General features: G+C 70.2%; 21 protein-coding genes. 6 read left to right on the forward strand and 15 right to left on the reverse strand.

The annotated features are described in order from the left end of the window. The first annotated feature begins 9 nt into the window (after window positions 1–9). On the forward strand, window positions 10–1,557 hold the full coding sequence (locus M3Q35_RS03375; RefSeq protein WP_273940110.1) for a purple acid phosphatase family protein: 1,548 nt from the start codon (window positions 10–12) through the stop codon (window positions 1,555–1,557). A gap of 43 nt (window positions 1,558–1,600) precedes the next feature. Here the strand turns inward: M3Q35_RS03375 and dnaK are convergent, their stop codons facing one another. The 4 genes from dnaK to M3Q35_RS03395 form a co-directional block, all read right to left on the reverse strand. Further along, window positions 1,601–4,414: a molecular chaperone DnaK gene (gene dnaK, locus M3Q35_RS03380; protein WP_273940111.1), complete on the reverse strand. Its 2,814-nt coding sequence runs from the start codon at window positions 4,412–4,414 to the stop codon at window positions 1,601–1,603. Continuing rightward, window positions 4,392–4,880: an effector-associated constant component EACC1 gene (locus tag M3Q35_RS03385; RefSeq protein WP_273940112.1), complete on the reverse strand. Its 489-nt coding sequence runs from the start codon at window positions 4,878–4,880 to the stop codon at window positions 4,392–4,394. Before M3Q35_RS03385 ends, dnaK begins: the two co-directional genes overlap by 23 nt. A gap of 64 nt (window positions 4,881–4,944) precedes the next feature. Continuing rightward, window positions 4,945–6,444: a sensor domain-containing diguanylate cyclase gene (locus M3Q35_RS03390; protein ID WP_273940113.1), complete on the reverse strand. Its 1,500-nt coding sequence runs from the start codon at window positions 6,442–6,444 to the stop codon at window positions 4,945–4,947. 3 nt (window positions 6,445–6,447) lie between these two features. Beyond that, window positions 6,448–7,635, reverse strand: a complete 1,188-nt coding sequence (locus M3Q35_RS03395; RefSeq protein ID WP_273940114.1) for an FIST signal transduction protein — start codon at window positions 7,633–7,635, stop codon at window positions 6,448–6,450. A 191-nt stretch (window positions 7,636–7,826) separates the two neighbouring features. Here M3Q35_RS03395 and M3Q35_RS03400 point away from each other — a divergent pair, with 191 nt between their 5' ends. From M3Q35_RS03400 to M3Q35_RS03410, 3 genes are all read left to right on the forward strand, one after another. Continuing rightward, the gene (locus M3Q35_RS03400; RefSeq protein WP_273940116.1) at window positions 7,827–10,442 is read left to right on the forward strand and encodes a GH92 family glycosyl hydrolase; all 2,616 of its coding nucleotides are present in this window, start codon (window positions 7,827–7,829) and stop codon (window positions 10,440–10,442) included. A 153-nt stretch (window positions 10,443–10,595) separates the two neighbouring features. After that, on the forward strand, window positions 10,596–12,479 hold the full coding sequence (htpG, locus tag M3Q35_RS03405; RefSeq protein ID WP_273940117.1) for a molecular chaperone HtpG: 1,884 nt from the start codon (window positions 10,596–10,598) through the stop codon (window positions 12,477–12,479). Window positions 12,480–12,594: 115 nt separating this feature from the next. Then, on the forward strand, window positions 12,595–13,638 hold the full coding sequence (locus tag M3Q35_RS03410) for an esterase/lipase family protein (RefSeq protein WP_273940118.1): 1,044 nt from the start codon (window positions 12,595–12,597) through the stop codon (window positions 13,636–13,638). 9 nt (window positions 13,639–13,647) lie between these two features. Here the strand turns inward: M3Q35_RS03410 and M3Q35_RS03415 are convergent, their stop codons facing one another. The 11 genes from M3Q35_RS03415 to M3Q35_RS03465 form a co-directional block, all read right to left on the reverse strand. Further along, window positions 13,648–14,358 (reverse strand): NAD-dependent epimerase/dehydratase family protein, encoded by a 711-nt coding sequence (locus M3Q35_RS03415; protein WP_273940119.1) that lies wholly within the window; start codon window positions 14,356–14,358, stop codon window positions 13,648–13,650. Window positions 14,359–14,363: 5 nt separating this feature from the next. Then, window positions 14,364–15,317, reverse strand: a complete 954-nt coding sequence (locus M3Q35_RS03420; protein WP_273940120.1) for a cytochrome P450 — start codon at window positions 15,315–15,317, stop codon at window positions 14,364–14,366. After that, window positions 15,314–15,553, reverse strand: coding sequence for a hypothetical protein (locus M3Q35_RS03425; protein WP_273940121.1), 240 nt, complete (start codon window positions 15,551–15,553; stop codon window positions 15,314–15,316). Before M3Q35_RS03425 ends, M3Q35_RS03420 begins: the two co-directional genes overlap by 4 nt. Beyond that, the gene (locus M3Q35_RS03430; protein WP_273940122.1) at window positions 15,550–16,149 is read right to left on the reverse strand and encodes a TetR/AcrR family transcriptional regulator; all 600 of its coding nucleotides are present in this window, start codon (window positions 16,147–16,149) and stop codon (window positions 15,550–15,552) included. The genes M3Q35_RS03425 and M3Q35_RS03430 overlap by 4 nt, the downstream gene beginning before the upstream one ends. Before the next feature lie 52 nt (window positions 16,150–16,201). Then, window positions 16,202–16,720: a hypothetical protein gene (locus M3Q35_RS03435; protein ID WP_273940123.1), complete on the reverse strand. Its 519-nt coding sequence runs from the start codon at window positions 16,718–16,720 to the stop codon at window positions 16,202–16,204. Window position 16,721: 1 nt separating this feature from the next. Beyond that, entirely contained in the window at window positions 16,722–17,267 is a 546-nt protein-coding gene (locus tag M3Q35_RS03440) for a DUF3558 family protein (protein WP_273940124.1), read from the reverse strand. Between the two features lie 65 nt (window positions 17,268–17,332). Then, window positions 17,333–18,340, reverse strand: a complete 1,008-nt coding sequence (locus M3Q35_RS03445) for a YdcF family protein (protein ID WP_273940125.1) — start codon at window positions 18,338–18,340, stop codon at window positions 17,333–17,335. Between the two features lie 52 nt (window positions 18,341–18,392). Then, entirely contained in the window at window positions 18,393–19,961 is a 1,569-nt protein-coding gene (locus M3Q35_RS03450; RefSeq protein ID WP_273940126.1) for a dipeptide ABC transporter ATP-binding protein, read from the reverse strand. Beyond that, window positions 19,958–20,800 carry an ABC transporter permease gene (locus tag M3Q35_RS03455; protein ID WP_273940127.1) on the reverse strand — a complete coding sequence of 281 codons (843 nt, stop codon included), beginning with the start codon at window positions 20,798–20,800 and terminating at the stop codon, window positions 19,958–19,960. The genes M3Q35_RS03450 and M3Q35_RS03455 overlap by 4 nt, the downstream gene beginning before the upstream one ends. After that, a complete protein-coding gene (locus M3Q35_RS03460) occupies window positions 20,797–21,756 on the reverse strand; it encodes an ABC transporter permease (protein WP_273940128.1) in 960 nt (319 codons plus the stop codon). The genes M3Q35_RS03455 and M3Q35_RS03460 overlap by 4 nt, the downstream gene beginning before the upstream one ends. A gap of 4 nt (window positions 21,757–21,760) precedes the next feature. After that, a complete protein-coding gene (locus M3Q35_RS03465) occupies window positions 21,761–23,494 on the reverse strand; it encodes a peptide ABC transporter substrate-binding protein (protein WP_273940129.1) in 1,734 nt (577 codons plus the stop codon). A 133-nt stretch (window positions 23,495–23,627) separates the two neighbouring features. On the opposite strand from M3Q35_RS03465, the gene M3Q35_RS03470 reads away from it, so the two are divergent. Together M3Q35_RS03470 and M3Q35_RS03475 are read left to right on the forward strand one after the other, a co-directional pair. After that, window positions 23,628–24,749, forward strand: a complete 1,122-nt coding sequence (locus tag M3Q35_RS03470; RefSeq protein ID WP_273940130.1) for an ROK family transcriptional regulator — start codon at window positions 23,628–23,630, stop codon at window positions 24,747–24,749. Then, window positions 24,749–26,179 (forward strand): M81 family metallopeptidase, encoded by a 1,431-nt coding sequence (locus tag M3Q35_RS03475; protein ID WP_273940131.1) that lies wholly within the window; start codon window positions 24,749–24,751, stop codon window positions 26,177–26,179. The genes M3Q35_RS03470 and M3Q35_RS03475 overlap by 1 nt, the downstream gene beginning before the upstream one ends. Window positions 26,180–26,190: the final 11 nt, after the last annotated feature.

Consider the following 26,190-nt stretch of genomic DNA (forward strand, 5'->3'; position numbering starts at 1 on the left):
GAGACCCGCATGTCCGACAAGCGCACTGTCAGCCGAAGAGGGGCGCTGGGCCTGTTCGGCGCGACCGCCGTGGCGGCCCCGTTGCTCGGCACCGCCACCGCGGAAGCCGCCACGCCGGCGTTCGTGCCGAGCGTCGGCAACGGCAGCACCCCGGTGCAGGGCCTGCACCTCCAGTTCGGGGCCGACCCGGCGCGCCAGATGGTCGTCTCCTGGATCACCGAGAGCTCGGTGCGCAAGCCGCGGGTCGTCTACGGCACGCTGGAAGGCGGCTTCGGCGGCTGCGCCGATGCGGACACCAAGACCTATGTGGACGGCACTTCCGGTCGCACGGTCTACATCCACCACGCCACGCTGAACCGCCTGCGCCCCAACACCCAGTACATGTACGCCGCCCAGCACGACGGCGCGACCCCGGACGCCGGCACCTTCCGGACCGCGCCGTCGGGCCGGATGCCGTTCACCTTCACCAGCTTCGGCGACCAGTCCGCGCCGCAGGTCACGTGGGCCAGCAACGGCAGCGTCGGCCTCGACGCCAACTCGACGCCGGCCACCAAGGACATCGTCACCGGCATCGAGACCGTGGCCCCGCTGTTCCACCTGCTCAACGGCGACCTGTGCTACGCCAACCTGGACGTGGACCGGGTCCGCACCTGGAACAACTTCTTCACCAACAACACCCGCTCGGCGCGGTTCCGGCCGTGGATGCCGGCCGCCGGCAACCACGAGATCGAGAAGCAGAACGGCCCCATCGGCCTTGCCGCCTACCAGGCCTACTTCGACCTGCCGTCCACCGAGACCGACGCGGAGCTCCAGGGCCTGTGGTACGGCTTCACCGCCGGCTCGGTGCGGGTGATCGTGCTCCAGAACGACGACAACTGCCTCCAGGACGGCGGCGACGTCTACGTCAACGGCTACTCCGGCGGCCGCCAGCTCAAGTGGCTGGAGAAGGAGCTGGCCGCCGCGCGCCGGTCCCGTGACATCGACTGGATCGTCGTCGCCATGCACCAGGTGATGATCAGCACCTCCGACGCCAACGGCGCCGATCTCGGGCTGCGCCAGCTGTACGGGCCGCTGTTCGACAAGTACGGCGTGGACCTGGTGCTGTGTGGGCACGAGCACGACTACGAGCGGTCGCTGGCCGTGCACGGCGTCGTGCCCGGCAGCGAGACCCTGACGCCCAACCCGGTGTCGTCGGCCACCGACAACATCGACGCCACCCACGGCACCGTGCACATGATCCTCGGCGGCGGCGGCGTTTCCGGCACCACCAACGGCTCCTTCTTCAAGGACGGCACCGGCAAGGTCATCACCGCCGTGTCGGCGACGCCGGGCTCCAACGGCAAGCGAACTTCCACCTATGTCAAGGAAGAGGCCGTGTACAGCGCGGTCCGCGACCTCGACCACCCGTACGGCTTCGCCGCCTTCACCGTCGACCCGGGCCGCCACCCCGGCGACACCACGACCATGCACGTCACGTACTACAACGTGAACAAGCCGCACGGCGACCTGTCGGTGTTCGAGAAGTTCAGCCTGCACCGCAGGCGTTCCGACGGCTGAGCCCGCCGGCCCCGGTCGTCGAGCGACCGACGATCGGGGCCGGTCAGCTTCGCTGCTGGTAGAGGGCGGTGCTGGCCTTGTGGACGGCCGAGGTCAGTTCGCCGACCGCCCGCTGGAGCGCGGACGGCGAGTTCGCGTCCAGCGCCTTGCGGGTGGCCTCGACCGCGCGGTGGACCTCCTGCCGGACCGACAACGGCAGCGCCGCGGCGTTGTCGGTGACGAGCTGCTCGCTCTTGTAGATCAGCGACTCCGCGGCCAGCCGGGCCTCGGTCTCGTCCCGCCGGACCCGGTCCTGTTCGGCGTAGGTCTCGGCCTCGGCGACCATGCGGTCGATGTCGGCCACGGGCAGCGCCGAGCCGCCGGTGATGGTGATCGACTGTTCCTTGCCGGTGCCCAGGTCCTTGGCGTGGACGTGCACGATGCCGCTCTGGTCGATGTCGAAGGTGACCTCGATCTGCGGCACGCCGCGCGGCGCGGGGGCGATGCCCCGTAGTTCGAACTCACCCAGCTTCTTGTTGTGCACCGCGATCTCGCGCTCGCCCTGGAAGACGTGGATCAGCACCGACGGCTGGTTGTCGTCGGCGGTCGTGAAGACCTCGGTGCGCTTGCACGGCAGCGTGGTGTTGCGCTCGATGAGCTTGGTGAACACGCCGCCCTTGGTCTCGATGCCCAGTGACAGCGGCGTCACGTCGAGCGGCAGCACGTCCTTGATCTCGCCCATCATCACGCCGGCCTGTAGTGCGGCGCCCATGGCCACGGCCTCGTCACGGTCGAGGCCGCGGTAGGGCTCCCTGCCGCCGGTCAGCTGCCGGACCAGCTCGGCGACCGCCGGCATCCGGGTCGCGCCACCGGCCAGCACCACGTGGTCGATGTCGCCGATCGACAGCTCCGCGTCCTCGATCACCCGGCGGAACAGCGGACGGGTGCGGTCGAGCAGGTCGGCGGTGATCCGCTGGAACTCGGCGCGGGACAAGGTCTCGTCGAGGAACAGCGGGTTCCCGGCGTTGTCCGTGCTGATGTAGGGCAGGGTGATGGTGGTGGAGTTGATGCTGGACAGCTCGATCTTCGCCTTCTCCGCCGCGTCCATGAGCCGCTGCGTTGCCGCCGGATCCCGGCTCAGGTCGACGCCGGTGGCCGCCTTGAACCGCTGGACCAGCCACTCCACGATCCGCCGGTCGAACTGCTCACCGCCGAGCGTGGTGTCCCCGCTCGTGGCCCGAACCTCGACCACCCCGTCGCCGATCTCGATCAGCGACACGTCGAACGTGCCGCCGCCGAGATCGAAGACGATGATCGTGTGCTCCGGCTCGCCCCGGGTGAGCCCGTAGGACAGCGCGGCCGCGGTCGGCTCGTTGAGGATGCGCTGGATGTTCAGGCCGGCGATGCGGCCCGCCTCCAGGGTGGCCAGCCGCTGCGCGTCCCCGAAGTGCGCCGGCACCGTCGCCACCACGTCGGTGATCGCCTGGCCGAGGAAGGCCTCGGCGTCCCGCTTGAGCTTCATCAGCACGCGCGCGGCGATCTCCTGCGCGGTATAGGTTTTCTCGTCTATCCGCATCCGCCAGCTGGTGCCGAGGTGGTGCTTGACCGACCGGATCGTACGGTCGACGTTGGTCACGGCGGCGCGTCGTGCGGACTCCCCGACCAGGACGTCCCCGTTGCGGGCGAAGGAGACCACCGACGGCGTCGTCCGCTGCCCCTCGGCGTTGGGCACCACGATCGGCTTGCCGTCGCGCAGCACGCTGATCGCGGAGCTGGTGGTGCCGAACGACATTCCCACCGACAGCCTGCTGGTCGGCGCGACCGCGGGCTCGGCCGGCGGCGGGCCGACGCGCGCAGGCTCGGGCTCGCGGCGCGCGGCCTGCTTGGCCGCCTCCAGGTTCCGCAACGCGGCCTGGGCTGCCGCCGACACCATCCGGCTGTCGTCGTCGGTGAGGTGCGTCAGCGTGGTGAACGCCTGGTCGGCGTAGTTCGGGTCGTCGGCCAGCACCGCCAACAGATCCACGGCGCCGCGCCGGATCCGCTGGTCGTGATCCTCCAGCAGACGCATGACGTTGACCGGCAGCGCGCCGTGCTCGTCCTCAGTGGACGGTGCGTGCCAGGCCGGATTCCGGGCCAGCGCCAGCAGATCCGACGTGCCGGTGCCACGCCGCTGCGGCTTGGGCAGCCCGCCCGCGGTCAGCGCGGCCAGCAGGTGGATGTAGATCTGTTCGAGCGTGATGAGTTCGGAACCGGTGGCCACGCCGTGGTTGAGCAGCCGCAGCAACTCGCCGGTGAAGGCGGTGTGCCGCGCGCCGTCGGGGGCGATGGCCGGCTGGTTGGCCGGGGCCGACGTCAGCGTGTAGACCCCGCTGATCTCGATCTGTCCGGACACCACCGAGTCCCGGTCGCTCATCGCCTCGATGGCCCGCCCGGAGAAACAGCAGTCCAGGATCAGGATCCGGTTGCGCGCCGGGCTGTTCAGGAACGCTTCCCGGATGTAGTCGAACGGCATGGCCGAGTAGTAGACGCTCTCGCTGTTCGTCGTGGTCAGGCCCAGGTACAGCCGGCCCTGGGCGTCGAGCAGACCGTGCCCGGCGTAGTAGACGAGGAAGGTGTCCTGGGCTTGGCGGGCCTCGGCGGCGACCATCTCGCCCAGCAACCCGGCGTGCTCGGGGTCGGGGATCGTGGTGACGCTGTCACGGCGGAACGAGCCGGTGCGCTCGTCGCCGAGCCGGTCGGCGAGATCTTGCACATTCCCCAGTGCGCCAAGCAGATCGTGCAGGTGGTCGTCACGGTAGCGGGCCACCCCGATCAGCACGGCGCGTGAGCGGGCGAGATCCGGCAGCCGCTCGCCGCTAGGGGGTGTCTCGTGGATCATGATCGATGAGAGTCGGGATCGAGGTGGTTCCTGGCGGTGCGGCGGGAACGCCCTCATACCGGGTGTATTCGGGTGTTCCCGCGGTGCCGCCAGGGGCCGCGTCGGCGCGGCTATCGCGGTTATGATCCACGAGACGCCCCTGGTCACCGAGGGCGCTCCGGATGATTGCCTCGGCATCCGCGGCACGGTCGACGGTGACCTCGACGGTCCGGCCGTTCTCGGTGAGCTTCACGGTGACGGCGGACTTGCGCTGCCGCAGCCACACCGTGATCGAGTTGGCCAGCACGGTGATCGCGCCGCCGCTGCCGACAGCCACCACGAGCGCGTCGGCCAGCGTGCCCATCTCACCCGGCACGGGCGGGGCGTTCTCCAGCGTCACCTGGCCGCGCAGCTCGTCCTCCTGCTGCAACCACTGGTGCAGCGAACGCAGCTCGTCGGGCTGGTCGACCTGGATCCGCGCCTGCATGCGGCCACTGTAGGCGGGCTGATCGGCGGCACCGACATTTCGGGCAATCGGTCGCGCTAATGGCCTAGGGGTCGTCGGTGAAGGCCAGCAGCATCTCGTCGGCGAACACGTCGTAGCGGCCGCGGCCGTTGCGCTTGGCCCGGTACATGGCGATGTCGGCCCGGCGGACCAGGGCGGCCGGGTCGGTCATGCCGTGGGTGCTCAGCGTGATGCCGATGGAGGCGTTGACCTGCAACTGCCGGCCGGCGATGCGCATCGGCTCGTGCAGGCCGCGCAGGATGCGGTCGGCGACCTTGGCCGCGTCGACCGGGGTGGAGACGTTCTGCAGCATCACGGCGAACTCGTCGCCGCCGAAGCGGGCGGCGACGTCGCTGTCCCGCAGCTGGGCGACGATCCGGTCGGCGGTGATGGTGAGCAGGGTGTCGCCGGCGGCGTGGCCGAGGGTGTCGTTGATGGCCTTGAACCGGTCGAGGTCGATGAACAGCAGCGCCACCCGCGAGCCGCCGTGCCCGGTGAGCTCGAGCTGGTGGGACAGCCGGTCCAGGAACAGGCTGCGGCTGGCCAGGCCGGTCACGGAGTCGTGGAACGCCTGGTGCATCCGGTCGACGGTGTTGGCGTCGGTCAGCGCCAGGCTGACGTGCTCGGCGAAGGACTGGAGCATCTGCACCTCGGGCGGCGCGTAGACCCGGCCGGGCCGCTCGGCCAGTACGACGAGGCCGCCGGTGATGGTGCCGGAGTCGTGCACGGGCGCGGCCATGGACGCGATGCCGTCGGCCGAGTCGTCCTCGCACACCACGACGCCGCCGGACATGATGGCCGCGCCGACGGTGCCGGCCTCGGCCAGCGGCATCGACGGCGTCTCCAGTTCGGTGTCCACGGCCAGCCCGGCCCCGGCGACCAGGGTGATCCGCTGCGGATCGGAGTCGTCCCGCAGCCACAGGCCGACGGCCCCGTCGCCGAGCAGCTGCCGGGCCGCGGCGGCGATCATGTCGAGGACCTGGGGCAGCGGCCGCCGCCGCGAGATGGCCCGCTGCACGTCGAACAGGTGCTCCAGCAGCCGCTGCCGCTGCTGCAACGACGCCAGCAGCTCGGCGTTCTCGGCGGCCTGCCGCTCGCTGCGCTCCCGCATCTCGTGCTCGGCCTGCAAGGTGCGCAGCATGGTCAGGGCCAGCTCCAGCAGCCGGGCCATGCCCCGCACGATGTTGCGCTCCTCCACGGAGAAGCCCTGCTCACCCCACCGGGCCAGCACGAGATGCCCGGGCCGGCCGCCACCCCAGTCGGCGGCGATGGCCCGGCAGCGCCCGACCCCCGGCACGTCAACGTTGTCGAGTTCGCGGTTCGCCACCGCGACCAGGTCGTCCGCCGGGACCCGGCCCACCGGGAAGCCGACGACCGCGACCACCTCGTCGTCGATGACCACCGCGGCGACCTCGGCGTCCAGCGCCCGCGCGGCCCGCTCGACGGCGGCGTAAGCGGCCGACTCCTCGTCCGAGCACTCCGACACCACGGCCAGCAGCTCCAACAGTTGCTGTCCGTCGTGGTACGCGCCCCCGAAACTGGTCATCCGCTAGCCGAGGGCCAGCACGGCGAGGGTCTGGTTGTGGAAGCCGTGGATGCCGCGGGCCCGGGCGATCTCGCCGTACGCGTAGAAGCCGGCGAACGGGGCCGCCTCGGCCCACTTGGCCAGCCGGGCGTTGTCCCGCCGCAGCGCCTCGTCGTCGAGGATGGCCCGGATCGCCGCGCAGCTGATGGTCAGCAGCCCCACCGGTTCCCGCCCGCCCAGCCCGGCCAGTGCCTCCTGGCAGGCGGCGTCGGTGGCGGCCAGGATGGACTGCTCGTCGCCGGTCATGGCCCACACCAGGCCGCCGTGGTCGAAGTTGCCGCCGCCGCCGAGCGACCGGCCTTCCAGGTCGATCTGGGTGCTGACGTTGCGTGCGTCGACACTGTTGCGGCGCTGCAGGCCAAGCGGCCGCGGCAGCGCGAACCGCATCAGCGCCTCCTTGTCGGTGTACGCCTCCGGCGGCGCGCCGAGCCGCTCCAGGTAGACGTCCAGCGCCGGCCGGTCGTCCACGGTCTGGATGCGCCCGTCGCGACTGCCGGTGACGATCATCGGCTCGCCGACCGTGCGGAAGCCGTGCCGCACGCCGACCGACAGCGGCGCCTCGGAGTGGATCGTCGCGGCCACCACGGCGTTGGTCAGCACCCGGTCGCCGGACAGCAGATACGCCTGCTTCATCCGCCAGCCATCGGCGCCGGAACCGCCGAACAGCGGCACACTGGCGCCCAGCACGCTGTAACAGCCCCGCACGATCTGCTCCTGCTCGCGGACCAACCCGTCGGTCAGCAATACGAGCACGCGATGGGGCAGGTTCGGAATTTCGGTCACGCTGCGACCCAATTCCTCGCCGGCCTCGCGCTGCCGGCCCCGCACGTCCTCGGCCGCGGCCGTGGTTACGGCGAAACCGGGGCCGCCGATGGCCGCCACCACCACGGTGCCGTCGTTGGCGCCGCCGCCGCAGATCTCGCCGCGCGTGGTGCAGCCGATCACCGGCACGTCCGGGCCGACCACGTCCCGGACACCGGCGCGCACCAGCGCCGGGTCGTACGTGATCGCCGAGAAGACGATGAGCAGCTTGGGATCCGCCCCACTGAGGGCGGTGGTGGCTGCCTGTGCCGCTGCTGTCCTCGGTTCGGTGGTGTTGGATTGGCCGACACCCATCCAACGCCTGCCGTCGGGACGCGCGTCCATGTTCATGACGCCTCCACTCGACGGCGGTCGGTCAGACAACTTAGTCGCTCATCAGGCCCGGTGAAGAGTCGGACATGTAGATCTTCACTCAAACGGCGCATCTGTTCGGCGGCACGTGGAGCGGTTGATTGACACGGTCGGCACGCATTGGTCTAGTGCAGCACGTAATCAGCTGGCTACCGTAAGGGGTGGGCCGTATGCGGATCCGTGCGGCGACGGCGGTTTCGGCGCTGGTGGCGGGCTTTCTGACGGTCACGGTGGGTTCGCCCGCGGCCGCCGCCTCCACCGATCCGACGACGTTGGTGAACCCGTTCGTGGGCACCGAGAACTTCGGCAACACCTTTCCCGGCCCGAGCGCCCCGTTCGGCATGGTGCAGGTCAGTCCGGACACCGGCGGCCAGGGCGGCTACGACTACGACCAGAACGCCATCTACGGTTTCAGCCAGACCCATCTGTCCGGGGTCGGCTGTGGCGTGATGGGCGAAGTGCCGGTCATGCCGACCACCGGCGACGTGTCCTCGGTGGACCCGGCCCACTACGCCTCGGCCTATTCACACGGTGACGAGCAGGCCACTCCCGGTTACTACCGGGTCGGTCTGTCCACCTACGGCGTGAACGCCGAGCTCACGGCCACGCCGCGGACCGGGTGGCAGCGCTACACGTTCCCCTCGACCGGGCAGGCAAACGTCCTGTTCAACACCGGCAAGGCGAACCAGTCGGTGCTCGACTCAGAGGTCCACGTCGTCGACAACCACACGGTCGAGGGACGCGTGCACGACGGCGGCTTCTGCGCCGGGCACGACGAGCACACCGTCTACTTCACCGCCAGCTTCGACCGCCCCTTCGCCTCGTACGGGACCTGGCGCGACAGCACGACCACCGCCGGTTCGCGGGACGCCTCCGGCGCCGGCGGCAACGGCGCGTGGGTCACCTTCGACGCCTCCCAGCAGCACACCGTCACGCTCAAGGTCGGCCTGTCCTACACCGGCCCGGCCGGCGCGCGGGCCAATCTCCAGCAGGAGACCGGCGGCTCGTACGACTTCAACACCGTGCGGCAGCGGCTGCACGACGCGTGGGTCAGCGAGCTGAACAGCATCGAGGTCGGCGGCGGCAGCCAGGACCGGCAGACCGCCTTCTACACCTCGCTCTACCACGCCCAGCTGCACCCGAACCTGGCCGGCGACGTGGACGGCCGCTACGCCGGCTTCGACAACCGGGTGCACCGGGCCAGCGACTTCACGCCGTACCAGAACTTCTCGCTGTGGGACACCTACCGGCCGCAGAACCAGCTGCTGGAGATGCTGCACGCCGACGTGGCACGGGACGTGGCGCTGTCGGTGGTGGCGGCCGGTCGGGACGGCGGCTGGCTGCCGCGCTGGGCGCTGGCCAACAGCGAGACCAACATCATGACCGGCGACCCGGTGACACCGTTCCTGGTCGAGGCCTGGTCCAAGGGCCTGCTGCGCGGTCACGAGCAGGAGGCGTACGGGCTGCTCAAGGCCAACGCGACCAGCCTGCCGCCGGCCAATTCGCCGTACAACGGGCGCACCGGTGTGCCGTACTACGCCGACCGCGGCTACATCCCGTCCGGGCTCAAGCGCGGCGCCGACTGTGCCGACAAGGGCGGCGACAACGACTGCGACCACCCGGCGTCGTCCACCCTGGAGTACTCGCTGGCCGACGCCGCGCTGGCGCTGATGGCCGACGGCCTCGGACACAAGTCCGACGCCAAGATGTTCGCCGCGCGCGGGCAGTTCTACCGCAACCTGTGGGACCCGTCGATCGGCATGTTCCGGCCGCGCACCACCGACGGCACGTTCCTCACCCCGTACGACCCGGTGCCGGCCGACCACCAGTTCCACGAGGGCGGCGCGTACCAGTACCAGTGGCTGGTGCCGCAGGACCCGGCCGGGCTGGTGCAGCTGATGGGCGGCCGGGAGGCGGCCGAGCGGCGGCTGGACGCGTTCTTCGCCTACCCGCACCTGCTGTCGGACGTCGGCCGGACCGTGCACGACGACTGGATCGCCAGCCCGTACGACTACTACAGCAAGCCGACCTACAACCCGAACAACGAGCCCGACCTGCTGGCCCCGTACATGTACCTGTGGGCGGGCGCGCCGGCCAAGACGGCGACCGTGGTGCGGGCGGCGATGACGCTGTTCACCACCGGCCCCAACGGCATGACCGGCAACGACGACCTGGGCACCATGAGCGCCTGGTACGTGTTCTCCTCGCTGGGCTTCTACCCGACGGTGTCGGGCGGGCAGTTCCTGGCCCTGTCCAGCCCGCAGTTCCCGAGCATGACCGTCCACTCCGGACAGAAGAGCTTCACCGTCAGCGCGCCCGGGGTCACGGATGTGAACCGGTACGTGCAGACCGTGTCGCTCAACGGCCGGGCGGTCAACGGCAGCTGGCTCAACTGGAGCGACCTGGCCGCCGGCGGCACGCTCACCGTCAACGTCGGCAGTTCGCCGTCGCGCTGGGCCACCGCCGACCGGGACCAGCCGCCGTCGGTCGGCCGTGCCGAGCCGGACTCGCGCCGGCACGTGGACGCGTCGGTCCGCGGCGCGAGCGTCGACGTGGTGGGTCAGGCGCCGGGGGCGTTACCGATCTCGTTATCCGCCTCCGGCGGCTGGACCGTCCACCCCGGCGCGCTGCTGCTCCGCTCGAACCACGTGCCCACGCAGCAGACCGTCGCCCTCGTACCACCACCCGGCACCAAGCCCGGCAGCTACCAGGTCACCGTGACCGTCAGGGCCGCCGGCGCCAACACCGTGACCCGAACCGCCACAGTCCAGGTCACCGCTCCCTAGCCCCGCTCTTTGCTTGGAAGGGGGCCTTCCTGCACTCCGAGTGCAGGAAGGCCCCTTCCAAGCTTCGATCGGCCGCTGCCCCGGTATCCTGCGTTGTTCGGTGGCCCGGTGCTCGACGCCGGGCCGCCGGTGCGAACAGCGAAAGGATTCCCGGTGAACACGCCAGTCGAGACGCTCGAGTTCCAGGCCGAGGCGCGCCAGCTGCTCCAGCTCATGGTGCACTCGATCTACTCGAACAAGGACACCTTCCTGCGTGAGCTGATCTCCAACGCCTCCGACGCGCTGGACAAGCTCCGCCTGGAGACCTACCGCGACAAGGACCTCGCGGCCGACACCTCGGACCTGCGCATCGAGCTGGTCGCCGACCGGGTCGAGCGCACGCTGACCGTGCGGGACAACGGCATCGGCATGTCCCGGGACGAGGTGGTCGGCCTGATCGGCACCATCGCCAAGTCCGGCACGGCCGAGTTCCTGCGCAAGCTCAAGGAGTCCAAGGACTCCTCGGCCTCGCAGGACCTGATCGGCCAGTTCGGCGTCGGCTTCTACTCCTCGTTCATGGTGGCCGACCACGTCACGCTGCTGACCCGCAAGGCCGGCGAGGCGGCCGGCACCCGCTGGGAGTCGGCCGGCGAGGGCACGTACACCATCGAGACGGTGGACGACGCCCCGCAGGGGACGTCGGTGATCCTCAAGCTCAAGCCCGAGGACACCGAGGACCACCTGTACGACTACACCGCCGAGTGGAAGCTGCGGGAGATCGTCACGCGGTACTCGGACTTCATCACCTGGCCGGTGAAGCTCGAGGTGGAGCGCACGGTCGAGGACAGGACCACCCGCGAGTTCGAGACGGTGAACTCGGGCAAGGCGCTGTGGGCCCGGTCCAAGGACGAGGTGCCGGCCGAGGAGTACACCGAGTTCTACAAGCACATCAGCCGGGACTGGAATGACCCCCTTGAGATGATCCAGGTCAAGGCCGAGGGCACGTTCGAGTACCAGGCGCTGCTGTTCCTGCCGGCCAAGGCGCCGTACGACCTGTTCATGCGGGAGCGCAAGCGCGGCGTGCAGCTGTACGTCAAGCGGGTGTTCATCATGGACGACTGCGAAGCGCTCATGCCCGAGTACCTGCGCTTCGTCAAGGGCGTGGTGGACGCGGCCGACCTGTCGCTCAACGTGTCCCGCGAGATCCTCCAGCAGGACCGGCAGATCCAGCTGATGCGCCGCCGCCTGGTCAAGCGGGTGCTGGCCACCGTGAAGACCATGATGGCCGAGTCGCCGGAGAAGTACGCGACCTTCTGGTCCGAGTTCGGGCCCGCGGTCAAGGAGGGCCTGCTCTCCGACGCCGAGAACCGCGAGACGCTGCTGGACATCGCCTCCTTCGCGTCGACCCACGACGCCGAGAAGCCGACCACGCTGGCCGACTACGTCGACCGGCTGCCCGAGGGCCAGGAGCACATCTACTACATGACCGGCGCGTCCCGGTCGATCGTGGAGAGCTCCCCGCACCTGGAGGCGTTCCGGGCCAAGGGCCTCGAGGTCCTCATCCTGACCGACGCCATCGACGAGATGTGGGTCGACGCCGGCGACGAGTACCGGGGCAAGAAGTTCCAGTCGGTGGCCAAGGGCCAGGTCGACCTGGACTCCGAGAAGTCGGAGGAGGCCGGCGAGTTCGAGCCGCTGCTCACCTGGCTGTCGTCGAGTCTCGAGGACAGCGTCAAGCAGGTGCGGCTGTCGTCCCGGCTCACCACCTCGCCGGCCTGCCTGGTCGGCGAGGCCGGCGACCTCACGCCCACGCTGGAGAAGATGTACCGGGCGATGGGGCAGCCGGTGCCGGCGGTGAAGCGGGTGCTGGAGCTCAACCCGGAGCACGCGCTGGTCACCGGCATGCGAACCGCGTTCACGGCCGGCGGGCACGAGACCGAGCTGGGGGAGACCGCCGAGCTGCTCTACGGCATGGCCCTGCTGGCCGAGGGCGGCGAGCTGCCCGACCCGGCCCAGTTCACCAAGGTCCTGGCGGAGAGGCTGGCCAAGAGCCTGTGATCTGCCCGGCGGGGGCATGTGCTGGTCACATGCCCCCCGCTAGCCTTGGTCGCGGAGGTGATGGCGTATCACCGACGACGAGCAGGGTGACGAGCTGACGACGGCCGCACGGCTGGTGTTCGACGCGGCCGCCGGCGCGGTCGGGTTGGTCGCGCGGACGCATCGGGCGATCTCCCGGACCGGAGTGCTGTCGGGCTTCGTCTACGCGTGTGTCAGCGCCGGCATCACGATCGGCGGCGCGGTGGCCGACCTCACCCTGACGACCACCGGCATCGGACGTCACTACCGGCCGTTCCAGAGCACGGTGGCCGGCCGGCGGATCGGCGCGGCGCTGAATGGGGCGGTCGGGGACAGCCTCACCGGTCGCTACGCCGCGCTGGCCACGCCGATGCGGTTGCGGGCCGACGGGGCGGACCTGCCGCTGGCAGCGCTGCGCCAATGCCAAGATGCCTCGCCGCACGTGATCGTGCTGGTGCACGGCCTGCTGGAGAACGAGGAGTGGTGGCAGCAGGACGCGGCGGAGGACCGGGTCGACTTCGGGCGCGGCCTGGCCGAGGACCTCGGCGCGAGCGTGCTTCGGGTGCGCTACAACAGCGGCCGCCCTGTCGCCGACAACGGGCGTGAGCTGGCGTTGCTGCTTGACGAGGTCGTCGCCAACTGGCCCGTGCCGATCGAACGGCTCTCGCTGGTCGGACACTCCATGGGCGGCCTGGTGGCCCGCAGCGCCGTGCACCACGCGGTCACCGACGGCTTGCCCTGCGCGGGCGTGGTCGGCGACGTCGTCTGCCTCGGCACCCCGCACCAGGGTTCCGACGTCGAGCGGGCGGCCGAGGCCGTCGGCCGCACGATCGGCCTGTTCCGCCAGTCCGCGCCGCTGGCCACGCTGTTCGTGCTGCGCAGCGCCGGCATCAAGGACCTGCGGCACGGCCGGATCGCCGCCTCCGAGCGGGTCGGCCGGCAGCTGTTCGTCGCCGCCACACTGGCCCGCGATCCCGACAGCTGGCCCGGCCGGGTGTTCGGCGATCTGCTCGTCACGCCGGCCAGCGCCACCGACTCGACCCAGACGGCCGACCGGCGGACCCTCGGCGGCGTCAGCCACAACGCCCTGCTGCGCCATCCCCGTGTGTACGCCGAACTTCGCGGCTGGCTGCGTGGTTGACCGCTGGGGCTAGCCCAGCAGCTCCCGTGTCGCGGTCATGTCGAGGCGGCCGCCGACCTGGTCGCTGATGGCGTTGACCACGGCGTACCGAATGCCGCGAACCTCGATGGCGCGGATCATGATCTCGTACAGGTCGGTCTCCAGCAGGTGGAGGAACTCGTTGTACGGCAAGGGTTCCGGCTGCGTGCCCGCGGTGTGGAAGGCGCCGATGCGCAGCGCGATCACCGACAGGCCCCGCTGCTCGGCGTAGTAGCGGCCGAGGGCCTCGCCGAAAACCTTGGTGACGCCGTAGAGATTGCCGGGGTTGACCGGGTCGTCGGCGGAAATCTGTTTGCCGGCCGGATATCCGGACACGGCGTGCACCGACGACGCGAACACCACCCGCCGCACGCCGGCCTGCGCCGCGGCCTCGAACACGTTGCGGCAGCCGACGATGTTGTTGGGCAGCAACGACTCCCAGTCGGCGGCCAGGCTGGGATCGGCCCCGAGATGGACGACGGTGTCCACCTCCGCGCAGGCCCGGGCCAACGCATCCGTGTCGCCGAGGTCGGCCGGCACGTAGTCGGAGAACTCCAGCGGCCGGACGTCGGTGGCCCGCAGCACGTACCGGCCGGCCACGTGCCGCAGGAACCCGGATCCGATCCGCCCCGCCGCCCCGGTGACCAGCACCCGCCCGACGGCGGCGTCCCCGGGCAGCGGCGTGCTCAGCGTGAAGACCATGAACCTCAGGCTATCCGCACCGGCAGCTCTTTCAGCCCGCGCAGGATGATGTTGTCGTTGTACGTCGGCTCGCCGGCCAGCTCCAGCCCGTCCAGCCGGGCCAGCGCCTCGAACACGATCCGCCCCTCCAGCCGGGCCAGCGGCGCGCCGAGGCAGAAGTGCGGCCCGTGCCCGAAGGCCAGGTGCCGCGCCGGCTCCCGCCCGATGTCCAGGGTGTCCGGGTTCTCGCACACCTCGGGATCCCGGTTGGCCGCGCCGAACAGCAGGATGGCGGCGCTGCCGGCGGGCGCGTCGAACGAGCCGACCTTGGCGTCCTGCAAGGCGATCCGGGCGGTGAACTGCACCGGCGGGTCGTAGCGCAGGAACTCCTCGACGGCCCGCTCGGCCAGCGCCGGCTCGGCCCGCAGCCGGGCCAGCTCGCCCGGGTTGCGCAGCAGCGCGAGGGTGCCGTTGCCGATGAGGTTGACGGTGGTCTCGTGCCCGGCGATCAGCAGCAGGATGCACGTGGTCAGCAGCTCGGCCTCGGTCAGCACGTCACCGGCCTCCTGCACCTGCACCAGCCCGGACAGCAGGTCCTCGCCGGGGTCGGCGCGGCGCTTGTCGGCCAGCTGCTGCATGTACTGCCGGAACGCCTCGCGGGCCTTGAACTGCCGGTCCCGCACGCCTTCCGGGATGAGGAAGTCGGGGTCGAGGCCGCGGGCCATGTCGTGCGACCAGGCGACGACCAGGTCCCGGTCCTCGACCGGCACGTCCAGCAGCTCGCAGATCACCGCGACCGGCAGCGGGCGGGCGATCGCGTCCATCAGGTTGACGGTGTTGCCCAGATTTCCCTCAGCCAGTGCCGCGGAGACCAGCTCGGCGGTGGTCTGCTCGATCATCGGCGTCAGCCGCTCGACCACCTTGCGGGTGAACGCCTTCGACACCAGCCCGCGCAGCCGGGTGTGGTCCGGCGGGTTCATGCCGAGGAAGCTGCGCTGCGGCGGGGAGTGCTGTTCAGCGGGCCGGTCTGCTCGCCCTCGGCGTGGCCGAACCGGCTGTCCCGCAACACGGTCGAGCAGTCCTGCTGACGGGTCACGATCAGCGGCTGGCCGTTGCCGCCGGAGATCGGCGCGGTCTCCCGCCACTGCCGGAAGGTCGGGTACGGGTCCTGTCTGAGCGCGGGATCGAGCAGCGCGAGCAGGGACGGTGCGGTCATTGCGGCTCCTCATCTGCCAGAGCGCCGGTGAAAAGCCAGCGCAGGGCGTGGCCGAACAGCTCGTCGGGCACGCTGTCCGGATCCACCCGGCGCATCCGCACCAGCCCCTGGAACAGCGCGATGACGATGGCGGACAGCTCGCCGGCCCGCTCCGGGTCCGGCACCGACCGCGCGACCAGCTGGGTGAGCAGGTCCCGCGGCTCCCGCATCCGCTCGGCGTAGGCCTCCATCAGCTCGGGATTGCGCACGGCGTACAGCCAGAACTCGGCCTGCAGCGGCGCGAAGTCGACGTCCTTGTCGGCCACCTCGACCAGCAGCCGGCTGAACGCCCGCTGGGCCTGCGCCGGCTCGGCGTCGGCGGCGATCGCGGTGGCCTGGGTGACCCGGTCGTTGGCTCTCTCCTTGAGCAGCTCGACGAACAGCTGCTCCTTGCCGCCGAAGTTCGAGTACACCGCCCCGATCGAGTAGCCGGCCGCCTCGGCGATCTCGTCAACCGACGCGCCGGCCAGGCCCTTCTGCGCGAACACCCGGGCCGCCGCATCCAGCAGCAGCTCCCGGGTGCGCGCCTTGGCCTCTGCCCTGGTCAGCCTGGTCACATAGCCGACGCTACTCGGATAGTGAACGCTATGTCAATTGACCTCGGGTCCATCAGCTGGCGAGCGCCTTGGCGCAGATCGCGCCCACCTGGCGGGCGAAGGCGTCCGGGTCGGCCGGCTTCTTGATGCTCATGATCAGCCCGCAGCCCCGGTCGTTGCCCTGCATGGCGAAGTTGGTGCCGTTGGCGTTACGCATGGCCGGGTAGGGGAAACCGGTGACGTCGACGGCGTCCGGCCACCCGTCCTTGAAATCGGACAGCGTGCCGGTGCCGGAGAACTCGCCGAAGCCGATGCTCAGCGCCACCCGGGTGCCCGGCGTTGCCGCGCCCGACGGGTGGTAGGCGCAGGTGGAGCCGACCGGCGAGGCCGACTCGTTCTTGGCCGGCCCGGTCGGCATGCCCAGCATCGACTCGGCGTCGGCCTGGGTGAAGAACTTGCAGGCGTCGACCGGCTTGCCGGCCGTCGCCGACGAGCCGGTGGTGGCCGCCGGCGCACCGGAGGACGTGGTCTGGGCGGCGGCACAGCCGGTGGCGGCGACGGCGGCCAGCAGCAGAGTGATCACGATGCGCATGTCAGCCCAACACCTTCTTGCAGATCGCGGATTCCTTGGCCGAGGTCCCGTCCGGGTCGGACGGCTGTTCGATCATCACGGCCACCAGGCAGCCCCGGTTGCCCTTGGTCGCGGCGAACTGGGCGCCGTTGGCCGACCGCGCCGCCGCATAGCCCAGGCCGTCGACCGGACGGGCGGTGTCGTTGTCGCCCTGGAACTCCGTGACGGTGGTCGGGCCGAGCGGCCCGGTGAACACGGTGACGCTCACGGCCAGCTTGAAGCCGTCCACAGTGGCGTCGGCGGCGGCGTAGGCACAGGTGCTGTCGTTCTCGGTGATGTGCGTGAGCTTGCCGGCGGCGACGGCCTTGGCGCCCAGCAGCGCCTCCGCCTCCGAGTGCCCGATGTACTTGCAGGTGTCGACCGAGCCGCCGTCCTGGAACGTGTCGCCCTCGACCGACGGGGAGGCCGACGTCGATGTCGGCGCGGCGGCCGGGGGCGGTGACTTGGCGGGCTGACCGCAGGCCGTCACGGTGACGGCGGCCAGCAGCAGGGGGATCACTTGGCGCATAACCGCAGATGGTGGGCCATGCCCCAAGGGGCACCGCCTCCGGATCTACGCGGTTGCCCCTAAGTTCACTTGACCAGACCGATGAGCCCGACAGCCCCGAACATCAGGCACAGCACGATGTTCTTCCACCGGTTCTCCACCAGCACGGCCACGAACTCGCGCAGGAAGGCGTTGGGCCAGAAGTAGCGGGCCGTCGGCGCGCCGAGCACCTGCCCGTTCACCTTGGCCCGCCGGGCGTACAGCGCGGCCCGCAGCACGTGATAGTTGCTCGTGACGATGGTGCAGCGGTAGTCCGGCTTGTCGGCCAGCATGATCCGCCGGCTGAAGGTCAGGTTCTCCAGCGTGGTGGTGGACTTGTCCTCGAGCCGGATGGCCTCGGCCGGCACGCCGGTGGAGATCAGGTAGTCGGCCATCGCCCGGGCCTCCGACACGGGCTCGTCCGCGCCCTGCCCGCCAGACGTGATCATCAGCGGCGCGCCGCCACGGCCCCGCACCCGCTCCCACACCTGCCGGCCGCGGTCCAGCCGGCCGGCCAGCAGCTTGGACACCTCGCCGCGGATCAGCCCGGCGCCCAGCACCACCACGAAGTCCACGTCCTGGCGCTGCCGCACCCGGCCGTAGAACACCGAGTACAGCAGGAAACAGCAGAACACGAACGAGATGTAGAACAGCATGCCGCCGATGCCGATGAACGCCGAGATCAGGAACCGGTTCTCGGAGCCGACGGCCAGCAGCGTCAGCCCGAAGAAGGCGACGATCACCAGGCCGGCCAGCGTGGTCAGCACCGAGGACAGCCGCAGCCCTTCGCGCCGGATCATGGTGAAGCCGTTGACGAACAGGAACACGGTCAGCGCCACCGTGGTCAGCGGCACGCCGATGGCCAGCAGCGCCAGCGGGACCACGGCCAGCCACGGCGACACCGACCTGGCGGCGCCGAGCCCGGCGAAGGACAGGAAGAACAGCGCGAACACGAGGTACACACCGTTGCGCAGCCGGCGGCGGTCGATCAGGAAGCTGATCAGGAACACCAGCGTCCAGCCGAGGCCGAACGCCAGCCACACCACCGTGTTCATGGACCGGACTGTAGCCGGTGGGTCACGCACCGCCGTCAGCGGCCCGGCCGGCTCAGGCGCTGGTCAGCCGCCGTCGGTCGCGCTGTGCGGCCGGATCCGGCACGGGCGAGGCGAGCAGCAGGGCCTGCGTGTACGGGTGCGTGGGCTGGTGCAGCACGGTGGCGCACGGCCCCTGCTCGACCAGGTGGCCGGCCCGCAGCACGGCAACCCGCTCACAGACGCGATCAACCACCGCGAGATCGTGGCTGATGAACAGGCAGCCGAAGCCGAACTCCGCGTGCAGCCGCTCCAGCACGTCCAGTACCGCCGCCTGCACCGAGACGTCCAGGGCGCTGGTCGGCTCGTCGGCGATCAGCAGATCCGGTCCCAGCACCACGGCCCGGGCCAGGCTGACCCGTTGCCGCTGGCCGCCGGACAACTCGTGGCCGCGGCGGTCCAGCAGGGTGTGCGGCAGCTCGACGGCGTCCATCAGCTCCCGGACCTTGCGCAGCCGCTCGGCCCTGCCGGCCCTGGTGTGGATCACCAGCGGCTCGGCGATGGTCTGCGCCACGGTCTTGGTCGGGTCCAAAGAGGACGCCGGGTCCTGGAACACCACGCCAAGGCGGCGGCGGTCCAGCTTGCCGTCGAAGAGGGTGACCATGCCGGACCTGGGCTTGACCAGACCGAGCGCGCACTGGGCCAGTGTGGTCTTGCCGGAGCCGGACTCGCCGACCAGGCCGACGATCTCGCCGCGGCCGACGTGCAGCGACACGTCGTCGACGACGCGGCGACCGTGGTACTCCACCACGATGTTGTCCAGCCTGAGCACCGGGTTCTCGACGGCCGGCTGTTCCTCGTGCCGGGTGTCGCCGAGTTTCGGCACGGCGGCCAGGAGTTTCTTGGTGTAGTCGGCCTTCGGGGCGGCGAACAGTGTCTCGGTGTCCGCCTCCTCGACGACCTTTCCGTTGCGCAGCACCAGCACCCGGTCGGCGACGTCGGCCACCACGCCGAGGTTGTGGGTGATCAGCAGCGTGCCGGTGCCCTCGGTGTCGCGGATGTCCCGCAGCAGATCGAGGATCTGCTGCTGCACGGTGACATCGAGGGACGTGGTCGGCTCGTCGGCCAGGATCAGCCCGGGGCCGGCGGCGATCGCGATGGCGATCAGCACGCGTTGCCGCAGGCCGCCGGAAAGCTGGTGCGGATACTGCTTGAGCCGTTTGGCCGCCTCCGGCACGCCGACGCGTTCGAGGAGTGTGACAACGTGGTCGTGGTAGCGCTTGTGTCGTTGTGGCTTGGCGTCATGGTTGCGTATTGCCTCGGCGACCTGGAAGCCGATGGTGTGCAACGGGTTCAGCGCGGTCATCGGCTCCTGGAACACCATGCCCGCGCCACGCCCGCGCAGCTGCCGCAGCTCTTCGCCGGTTGCTTCGGCGATGTTCTTGCCGGCCACCGTGATCGTGCCGGCCACGGTGGCGGACCGGGGGAGCAGGCCGAGCGCCGCCAGCGCGACCGTGCTCTTGCCCGAGCCCGACTCGCCGACGAGGGCGACGATCTCGCCCCTGGACACGGTCACCGACAGGCCGTCGACGGCGACGGCGGAACCGTAGCTGACCCGCAGGTCGGCGATGTCCAGAACACTCATGCCCGCCCCCTCGCCGCGAACGCGTCGCGCAGCCCGTCGCCGACGAAGTTGATCGCGCAGACCACCAGCACGATCGCGATGCCGGGCGGCAGGATCAGCCACCACGCGCCGTCATAGGTGTACGTGATGCCCTTGCTCAGCATCGCGCCCCAGTCGGTGGCCGGCGGCGGCACGCCAAGCCCGAGGAAGCTCACGTACGCCACCAGCAGGATCGCCTCGGCGATCTGGAGGGTGCCGGCCACCACCAGCGTGCCGACCGCGTTGGGCAGCAGGTGGCTGAACACCACCCGCAGCCGGCCGGCGCCCATCACCGTGATGGCCTTGATGAAGTCCCGTTCCCGCAACGTCGCCGCCTCGGCCCGCAGCAACCGCGCCGGCACCAGCCAGGACACGCAGCCGATCACCAGTGACAGCACCAGCACCGATGGCGTGATCAGCGTGGCCGCGACGAGCAGCAGGAACAGTGCGGGAATGGCCACGCCGGTGTCGACGACGCGCATCAGCACCGCGTCGAGCCAACCGCCGGCGTAGCCGGCGAGCGCGCCCCAGATCGCGCCGATGGCCGTGGCCAGCAGGCCGGCCAGCACGCCGATGGCCAGCGAGGTCCGGCCGGCGACCATCAGTCGGCCCAGCACGTCGTAGCCGAGGTCGTCGGTGCCGAGCGGATGTCCCTGCTGCCCAGGGGAAAGCCGGGACGCGCCGAGGTCGGTGTGCACCTGGTCGGTGTGGTAGAGCAGCGGGCCGAGCAGGCAGAAAGCCAGCACCAGCAGCAGGATCACCGTGCCGGCGACGGCCAATCGGTTGCTGCGCAGGCGGAATCGGGCGGGCATCATGGTCATGACTTCGCTCCCGGCACCCGGACCCGCGGGTCGATCAGCAGTTGCAGCACGTCGGCCAGCAGCGACCCGAGCACCGTGGTCACCGCGATCACCAGCACCACGCCGAGCAGCACCGGGAAGTCGGCGTTGCGGGCGGCGGTCCAGAACAGCAGTCCGACGCCCGGGTAGTTGAACATCGACTCCACCACCAGCGAGCCGCCGAACACCACCGGGATCGAGTAGCCGATCAGCGACACCACCGAGGTCAGCGAGTTCGGCCAGACGTGCCGCCACAGGATCGTGCGCTCCGGCGTGCCCTTGGCCCGGGCCGTGCGGACGTAGTCCTCGGCCAGGTTGTCCACTGTGGACGAGCGCATGTATCGGCTGTAGGCGACGGCGGTGGCCGCCCCGCCGGCAATCACCGGCAGCACCAGCGATCCCGGTTGGGACAACAGGTCGGCCACGGTGTCGCCCTGCGCCGCCTGGGCCGGGAAGATCGGCCAGACCTGGGCGAACAGGATGATCAGCACCAGCGACAGGAAGAACACCGGCGTCGCGTACAGCACGAAGGCCAGCCCGGTGCTGACCACGTCCAGCGCCCGGCCGCGGCGGGTCGCCTGCCACACGCCCAGCGGCAGTGCCACCAGAATGCCCAGAATGGTGGAAGTTGCCGTCAGCACCAGGGTTTTCGGCAGCCGCTCGGCCAGCAGCGTGCTGACGTCGGTGTTGAGCGTGTAGGAGGAGCCGAGGTCGCCGTGCAGCAGCCGGAGCAGATAGTCCCAGTACTGCACGGGAATCGACTGGTCGAAACCTTGGCTCTTGTTGAAGGCGTCGATCTGCGCCGGGGTGGCCTTGACGCCGAGCACGCCGCGGGCCGGACCGCCGGGCAGCAAATGCAGGATCACGAAGGTCACCACCGTGACCAGGAAGACCACGAGCAGCGCCAACAGCAGTCGGCGGGCCAGGAATCTCGTCATGGTGTCACCTCCGGTACCAGCGCTGGGGTTGCAGGCCCGCCAGGGGATCCTGCGTGATGCCGCCGAGCGAGGTGTCGATGGCCGACACCTGGTAGGGCGGGTTGGGCATCCAGATCACCGGCAGCTGCTCGGCCAGCCGGGCGCTGTAGTCGACCATGGCCTGGGGCGAGGTGGACAGCGTGGACGCGGCGATCAGATCGTCGGTCGGCTTGTCCCGGTAGTTGCCGAAGTTGACCCCGGCGTCGGTGGCGAACAGCTGCTCGCCGCTGGGATAGGCCGGGAAGTACCAGCTGCCCTGCGTGCCGAAGTACGACAGCTGCCAGGCGCAGGCCGGGCTGCTCGGCTCGCACGTGCTTCCGTTGGCCAGCACGGTGTTCAGCGGCTGGGCGTTGATCCGCAGCTCGATGCCGACCTTCGACAGCTCGGACTTGAGCTCCTGCATGGTGCCGTCGGTCTCGTCCGAACCGGATTCGGTCAGCAGCGTCATCGACAGCCGCGTGCCCTTGTCGATGCCCTGGCCACATTTCTTCGGTTCCTGGCAGGTCCGGACACCGTCCGCGCCGGGCTGCCAGCCGTGATCGCCGAGGAGCTTTTTCGCCGCGTCCAGATCGAACGGGTAGGGATCGTTCTTCTGGCTCTCCGACAGGAAGGTCGGGTCGTTGTCCTGCGGCACCGGGCCGTGGCCGGGAGTGGCGGTGCCGCGCCAGATCACTTGCGAGATGGCCTGCTGGTCGACCGTGTGCTGGATCGCCTGCCTGATGTACAGCTGCTTGAAGACGTTTCCCAGCGCCGGATTGTTGAAGTTGTACGGGATGTAGGTGATGGACCAGCCGTTCCACGGCTCGATCCGGTAGCCCAACGACTCCAGTTTCGGCTTCTGGCCCAGGTTCGTGGTCGGCACGTAGCCGTAGTCGACGCCGCCGGCCAGCAGCACGTTGTACTCGGCGGCCGAGCTGGTGAACGTCAGGAAGGTGACCTTGTCCAGGTGCGCGGCGTCTTCCCCGGTGTAGTGCGGGTTCTTGGCCAGCGTGACCTGGCCGGTGGGGGAGAACGACTGCAACTCGAACGGGCCGTCGACGACCTTCCACAGTGGACTGGAGTTGTACCCGCCCAGGTTCTTGGCCTGGGACACCAGGTAGTCGAAGTTCTTGCGCGGATCGGTGTCGTGGCTCCAGGCGTGCTTGGGCAGCGGCGCCATCAGCGCCAGCTGGTTGGCCGTGAACCAGCCCGGGTTGTACGTCTTGTCCAGGGTGAGCGTGAAGGTGTGGTCGTCGACGACGTGGAAGTCGGTGACGTCGTCGGGCATCAGGCCCTTGGAGTAGACCGCCCACTCGTCCTTGGCCGCGCGCACCATGTCGAACCAGAACTGGACGTCGGCGCTGGTCAGCGGCGTGCCGTCGGACCAGCTCAGCGGCTTGAGCGTGATCGTCACCGACTTGCCGTCGGGCGCGTACACGGGAGCGTCGGCCGCGCTGGCCTTGTCGTCGAGGGCGACCGCGCCGGAGGAGCCGTCGTAGGCGTAGAGCGGCAGGAACAGCGCCGACTGAATGACACCGTTGTAGCTGGCGGTGTAGCCGGGGATCGGCAGCGGCAGGATCCAGTTCGGGGCGGCCGAGGGCGGCAGCGCGAAGCTCACGGTGTTCGGGCCGCCGACGCCGTGCCGCACCTGGCCGCCGGTGCACGCGGCCAACGCCAGACAACACATCAGGGCGGCCAGCCGGCCGAGCCTCCGTCGCATCCCGCCTCACTTCCAACAAAACTGTTGTAAGTCCGCTTGCTGCGAGTTTCGGGCTGACTATACTCACGGCCAGGCCCAGCTGAGGGTCGCGCGAGCAAAGGTTCTCGACACTTGAACCAGAAATGTGTCAACGATGCACGGGCTTGAGGCGAGCGCCGCGCGGGTGGTCGAGCTGGTCGCCGCCGGCCGGGCCACCTCCCGCAACGAGCTCGCGGTCGGGCTCGGGCTGCCACCGTCCACAGTGAACCTTCGCGTGCAGGCGCTGCTGTCCGCCGGAGTTCTGGTCGAGCAGGGCGAAGGCCGTTCACACGGCGGTCGCCGGCCGCGGCTGCTGACCGTGAACCCGGGCTTCGGTCACGTCTGGACCATCGACATCGGCTCCCGGCACGTGCGCCTCGGCCCCATGGACATGACCGGGTCGTTGCTCGCCACCCACGAGCTGCCGATCAGCATCGACACCGAGCCGACTTTGCTGCTCGGTGAAATCTCCGCCGCCGTGCACGCCCTGCCGCGACCGCCGGGGCGGTGGCTCGGCGTCGGCGTCGGGCTGCCCGGGCCGGTCGACGTCGTTGCCGGCACCGTGACGCTGCCGTCCCGAATGCCCGGCTGGCGCGGGTTTCCGGCCCGCGAAGCGTTGCAGCGGCTGTTCGAGGTGCCAGTGGTGATCGACAACGACGCCAACCTGATGGCGCTGGGGCAGGCTCGCCGCGGTGCGCCGGGGGAGACGCTGGTCGTGGTCAAGGCCGGCACCGGCATCGGCTCGGGGCTGGTCGTCGACGGGCGTCTGCACCGCGGTCGCGACGGGGCCGCCGGGGACATCAGCCACGTGCGCATCCCGGCCGGCGGCGACCGGCCGTGCAGCTGCGGCAACCACGGCTGCCTGGAGACCGTGGCCAGCGGCGCGGCCCTGGTGGCGCAACTTGGCCTGCACAGCACCAGCGATCTGTTGGCCGCCACCGAGGATGTCACGGTGATGACCGCGGTTCGGCGGGCCGGCGGGCTGCTGGGCGAGGTGTTGGCGACGGTGGTCAACTTCGCCAACCCCGACGCCGTGTTGCTGGGCGGCGCTTTGGCCGGCTGCGAGGCCTTTGTCGCCGCCGCGCGTGGGGCGTTGTACGAACGGTGTCTGCCGCTGGCCACGCGGCGGCTGCGCATCGACACCGTGTTCGGCGGGGCCGACGCGGGACTGCTCGGGGCCGGCTCGCTGGCCCTGGAATCCGTTCTGGACGAGGCACTTCGAGGGGAATCGCGCTGATGCGGATCGGGATCGCCGGCATTGCCATCGAGTCCAGCACCTTCTCGCCCCATCGGACCACGGTGGACGACTTCCGCATCACCCGTGGCGACGACCTGCTTGCCCGGTATGCGTTTCTCGATGCTGACGTGGAGTGGGTGCCGCTGCTGCACGCCGTGTCGCTGCCCGGCGGGGCCGTCACCGAACAGACCTACGCCGCGCTGTCCGAGGAGATCTACGCCCGGCTGCGCTCGTGCGGGCCGTTGGACGGGCTGTTCTTCGACATCCACGGTGCGATGAGCGTGGTCGGCCGGGTCGACGTCGAGGCCGATCTGATCGAGGGCATCCGGGCGATCATCGGTCCCGATGTTCTGGTGTCGGCGTCGATGGACTTGCACGGCAACGTTTCCCATCGGCTGGCCCGCGCCTTGGACCTGATCACGTGCTACCGCAAGGCCCCGCACACCGACGCCTGGGACACGCGGGAACGGGCCGTGCGGAACCTGGTCACTCGCTTGCGTGACGGCGGAAAGCCGTTGAAGGCATGGGTGCAGGTGCCGGTGCTGCTGCCCGGCGAGAAGACCAGCACCCGCATCGAGCCCGCCCGCGGCGTGTACGCCATGGTGGACGAAGTCGAGGCCCTGCCCGGGGTTCTCGACGCCGCCATCTGGGTCGGCTACGCCTGGGCCGACGAACCCCGTTGCCAGGCCGCGATCGTCGTCACCGGCGATGATCGTTCAGTGATCGAGGCACAGGCTGCCCGCTTGGCGCAGGCCTATTGGGACGCCCGGCACGACTTCGCTTTCGTTGCGCCGACGGGAAGTCTGGGCGAGTGCGTGGCGCAGGCGCTGGCCAGTGACGCCCGGCCGTTCTTCATCAGCGACTCCGGCGACAATCCGACGGCCGGCGGGGCCGGCGACACGTCGTGGAGCCTGCACGAGCTGCTGGGCATGCCGGAAGTCCTTGAGCGGACCACGATCTACGCCCAGATCGTCGATCCGGCGGCCACCGCGGCCGCCGTGCGGGCCGGCGTCGGCAACCGCGTCGAGGTGTCGGTCGGCGGGCACATCGACTCCGGTCCCTGCGGCCCGGTGCCGCTGGACGCTGTCGTGGAGGCGGTCGATGCCGACGACCCGGTTGCCGGCACGGCCGTGGTGCTCGGGGTCGGCGGGCTCAAGGTGATCGTCACCGAGCGACGCAAGCCGTACCACCTCGAATCCGACTTCCTGGCCCTCGGGCTGTCGCCGCGCACCGCCGACCTGGTCATCGTCAAGATCGGGTACCTCGAGCCCGAGCTGTACGACCTGGCCGCCGACTGGCTGCTGGCGCTGACGCCCGGCGGCGTCGACCAGGACCTGCTTCGCCTCGGACACCGAGGCATCGAGCGGCCGATGTTCCCGTTCGACCCGGACATGCCCTCGCCGTCATTCGTTCCCGTGTCCATCTGGTGAGACACGAAATT

This window comes from Kutzneria chonburiensis, from assembly GCF_028622115.1.
Lineage (GTDB): Bacteria > Actinomycetota > Actinomycetes > Mycobacteriales > Pseudonocardiaceae > Kutzneria > Kutzneria chonburiensis.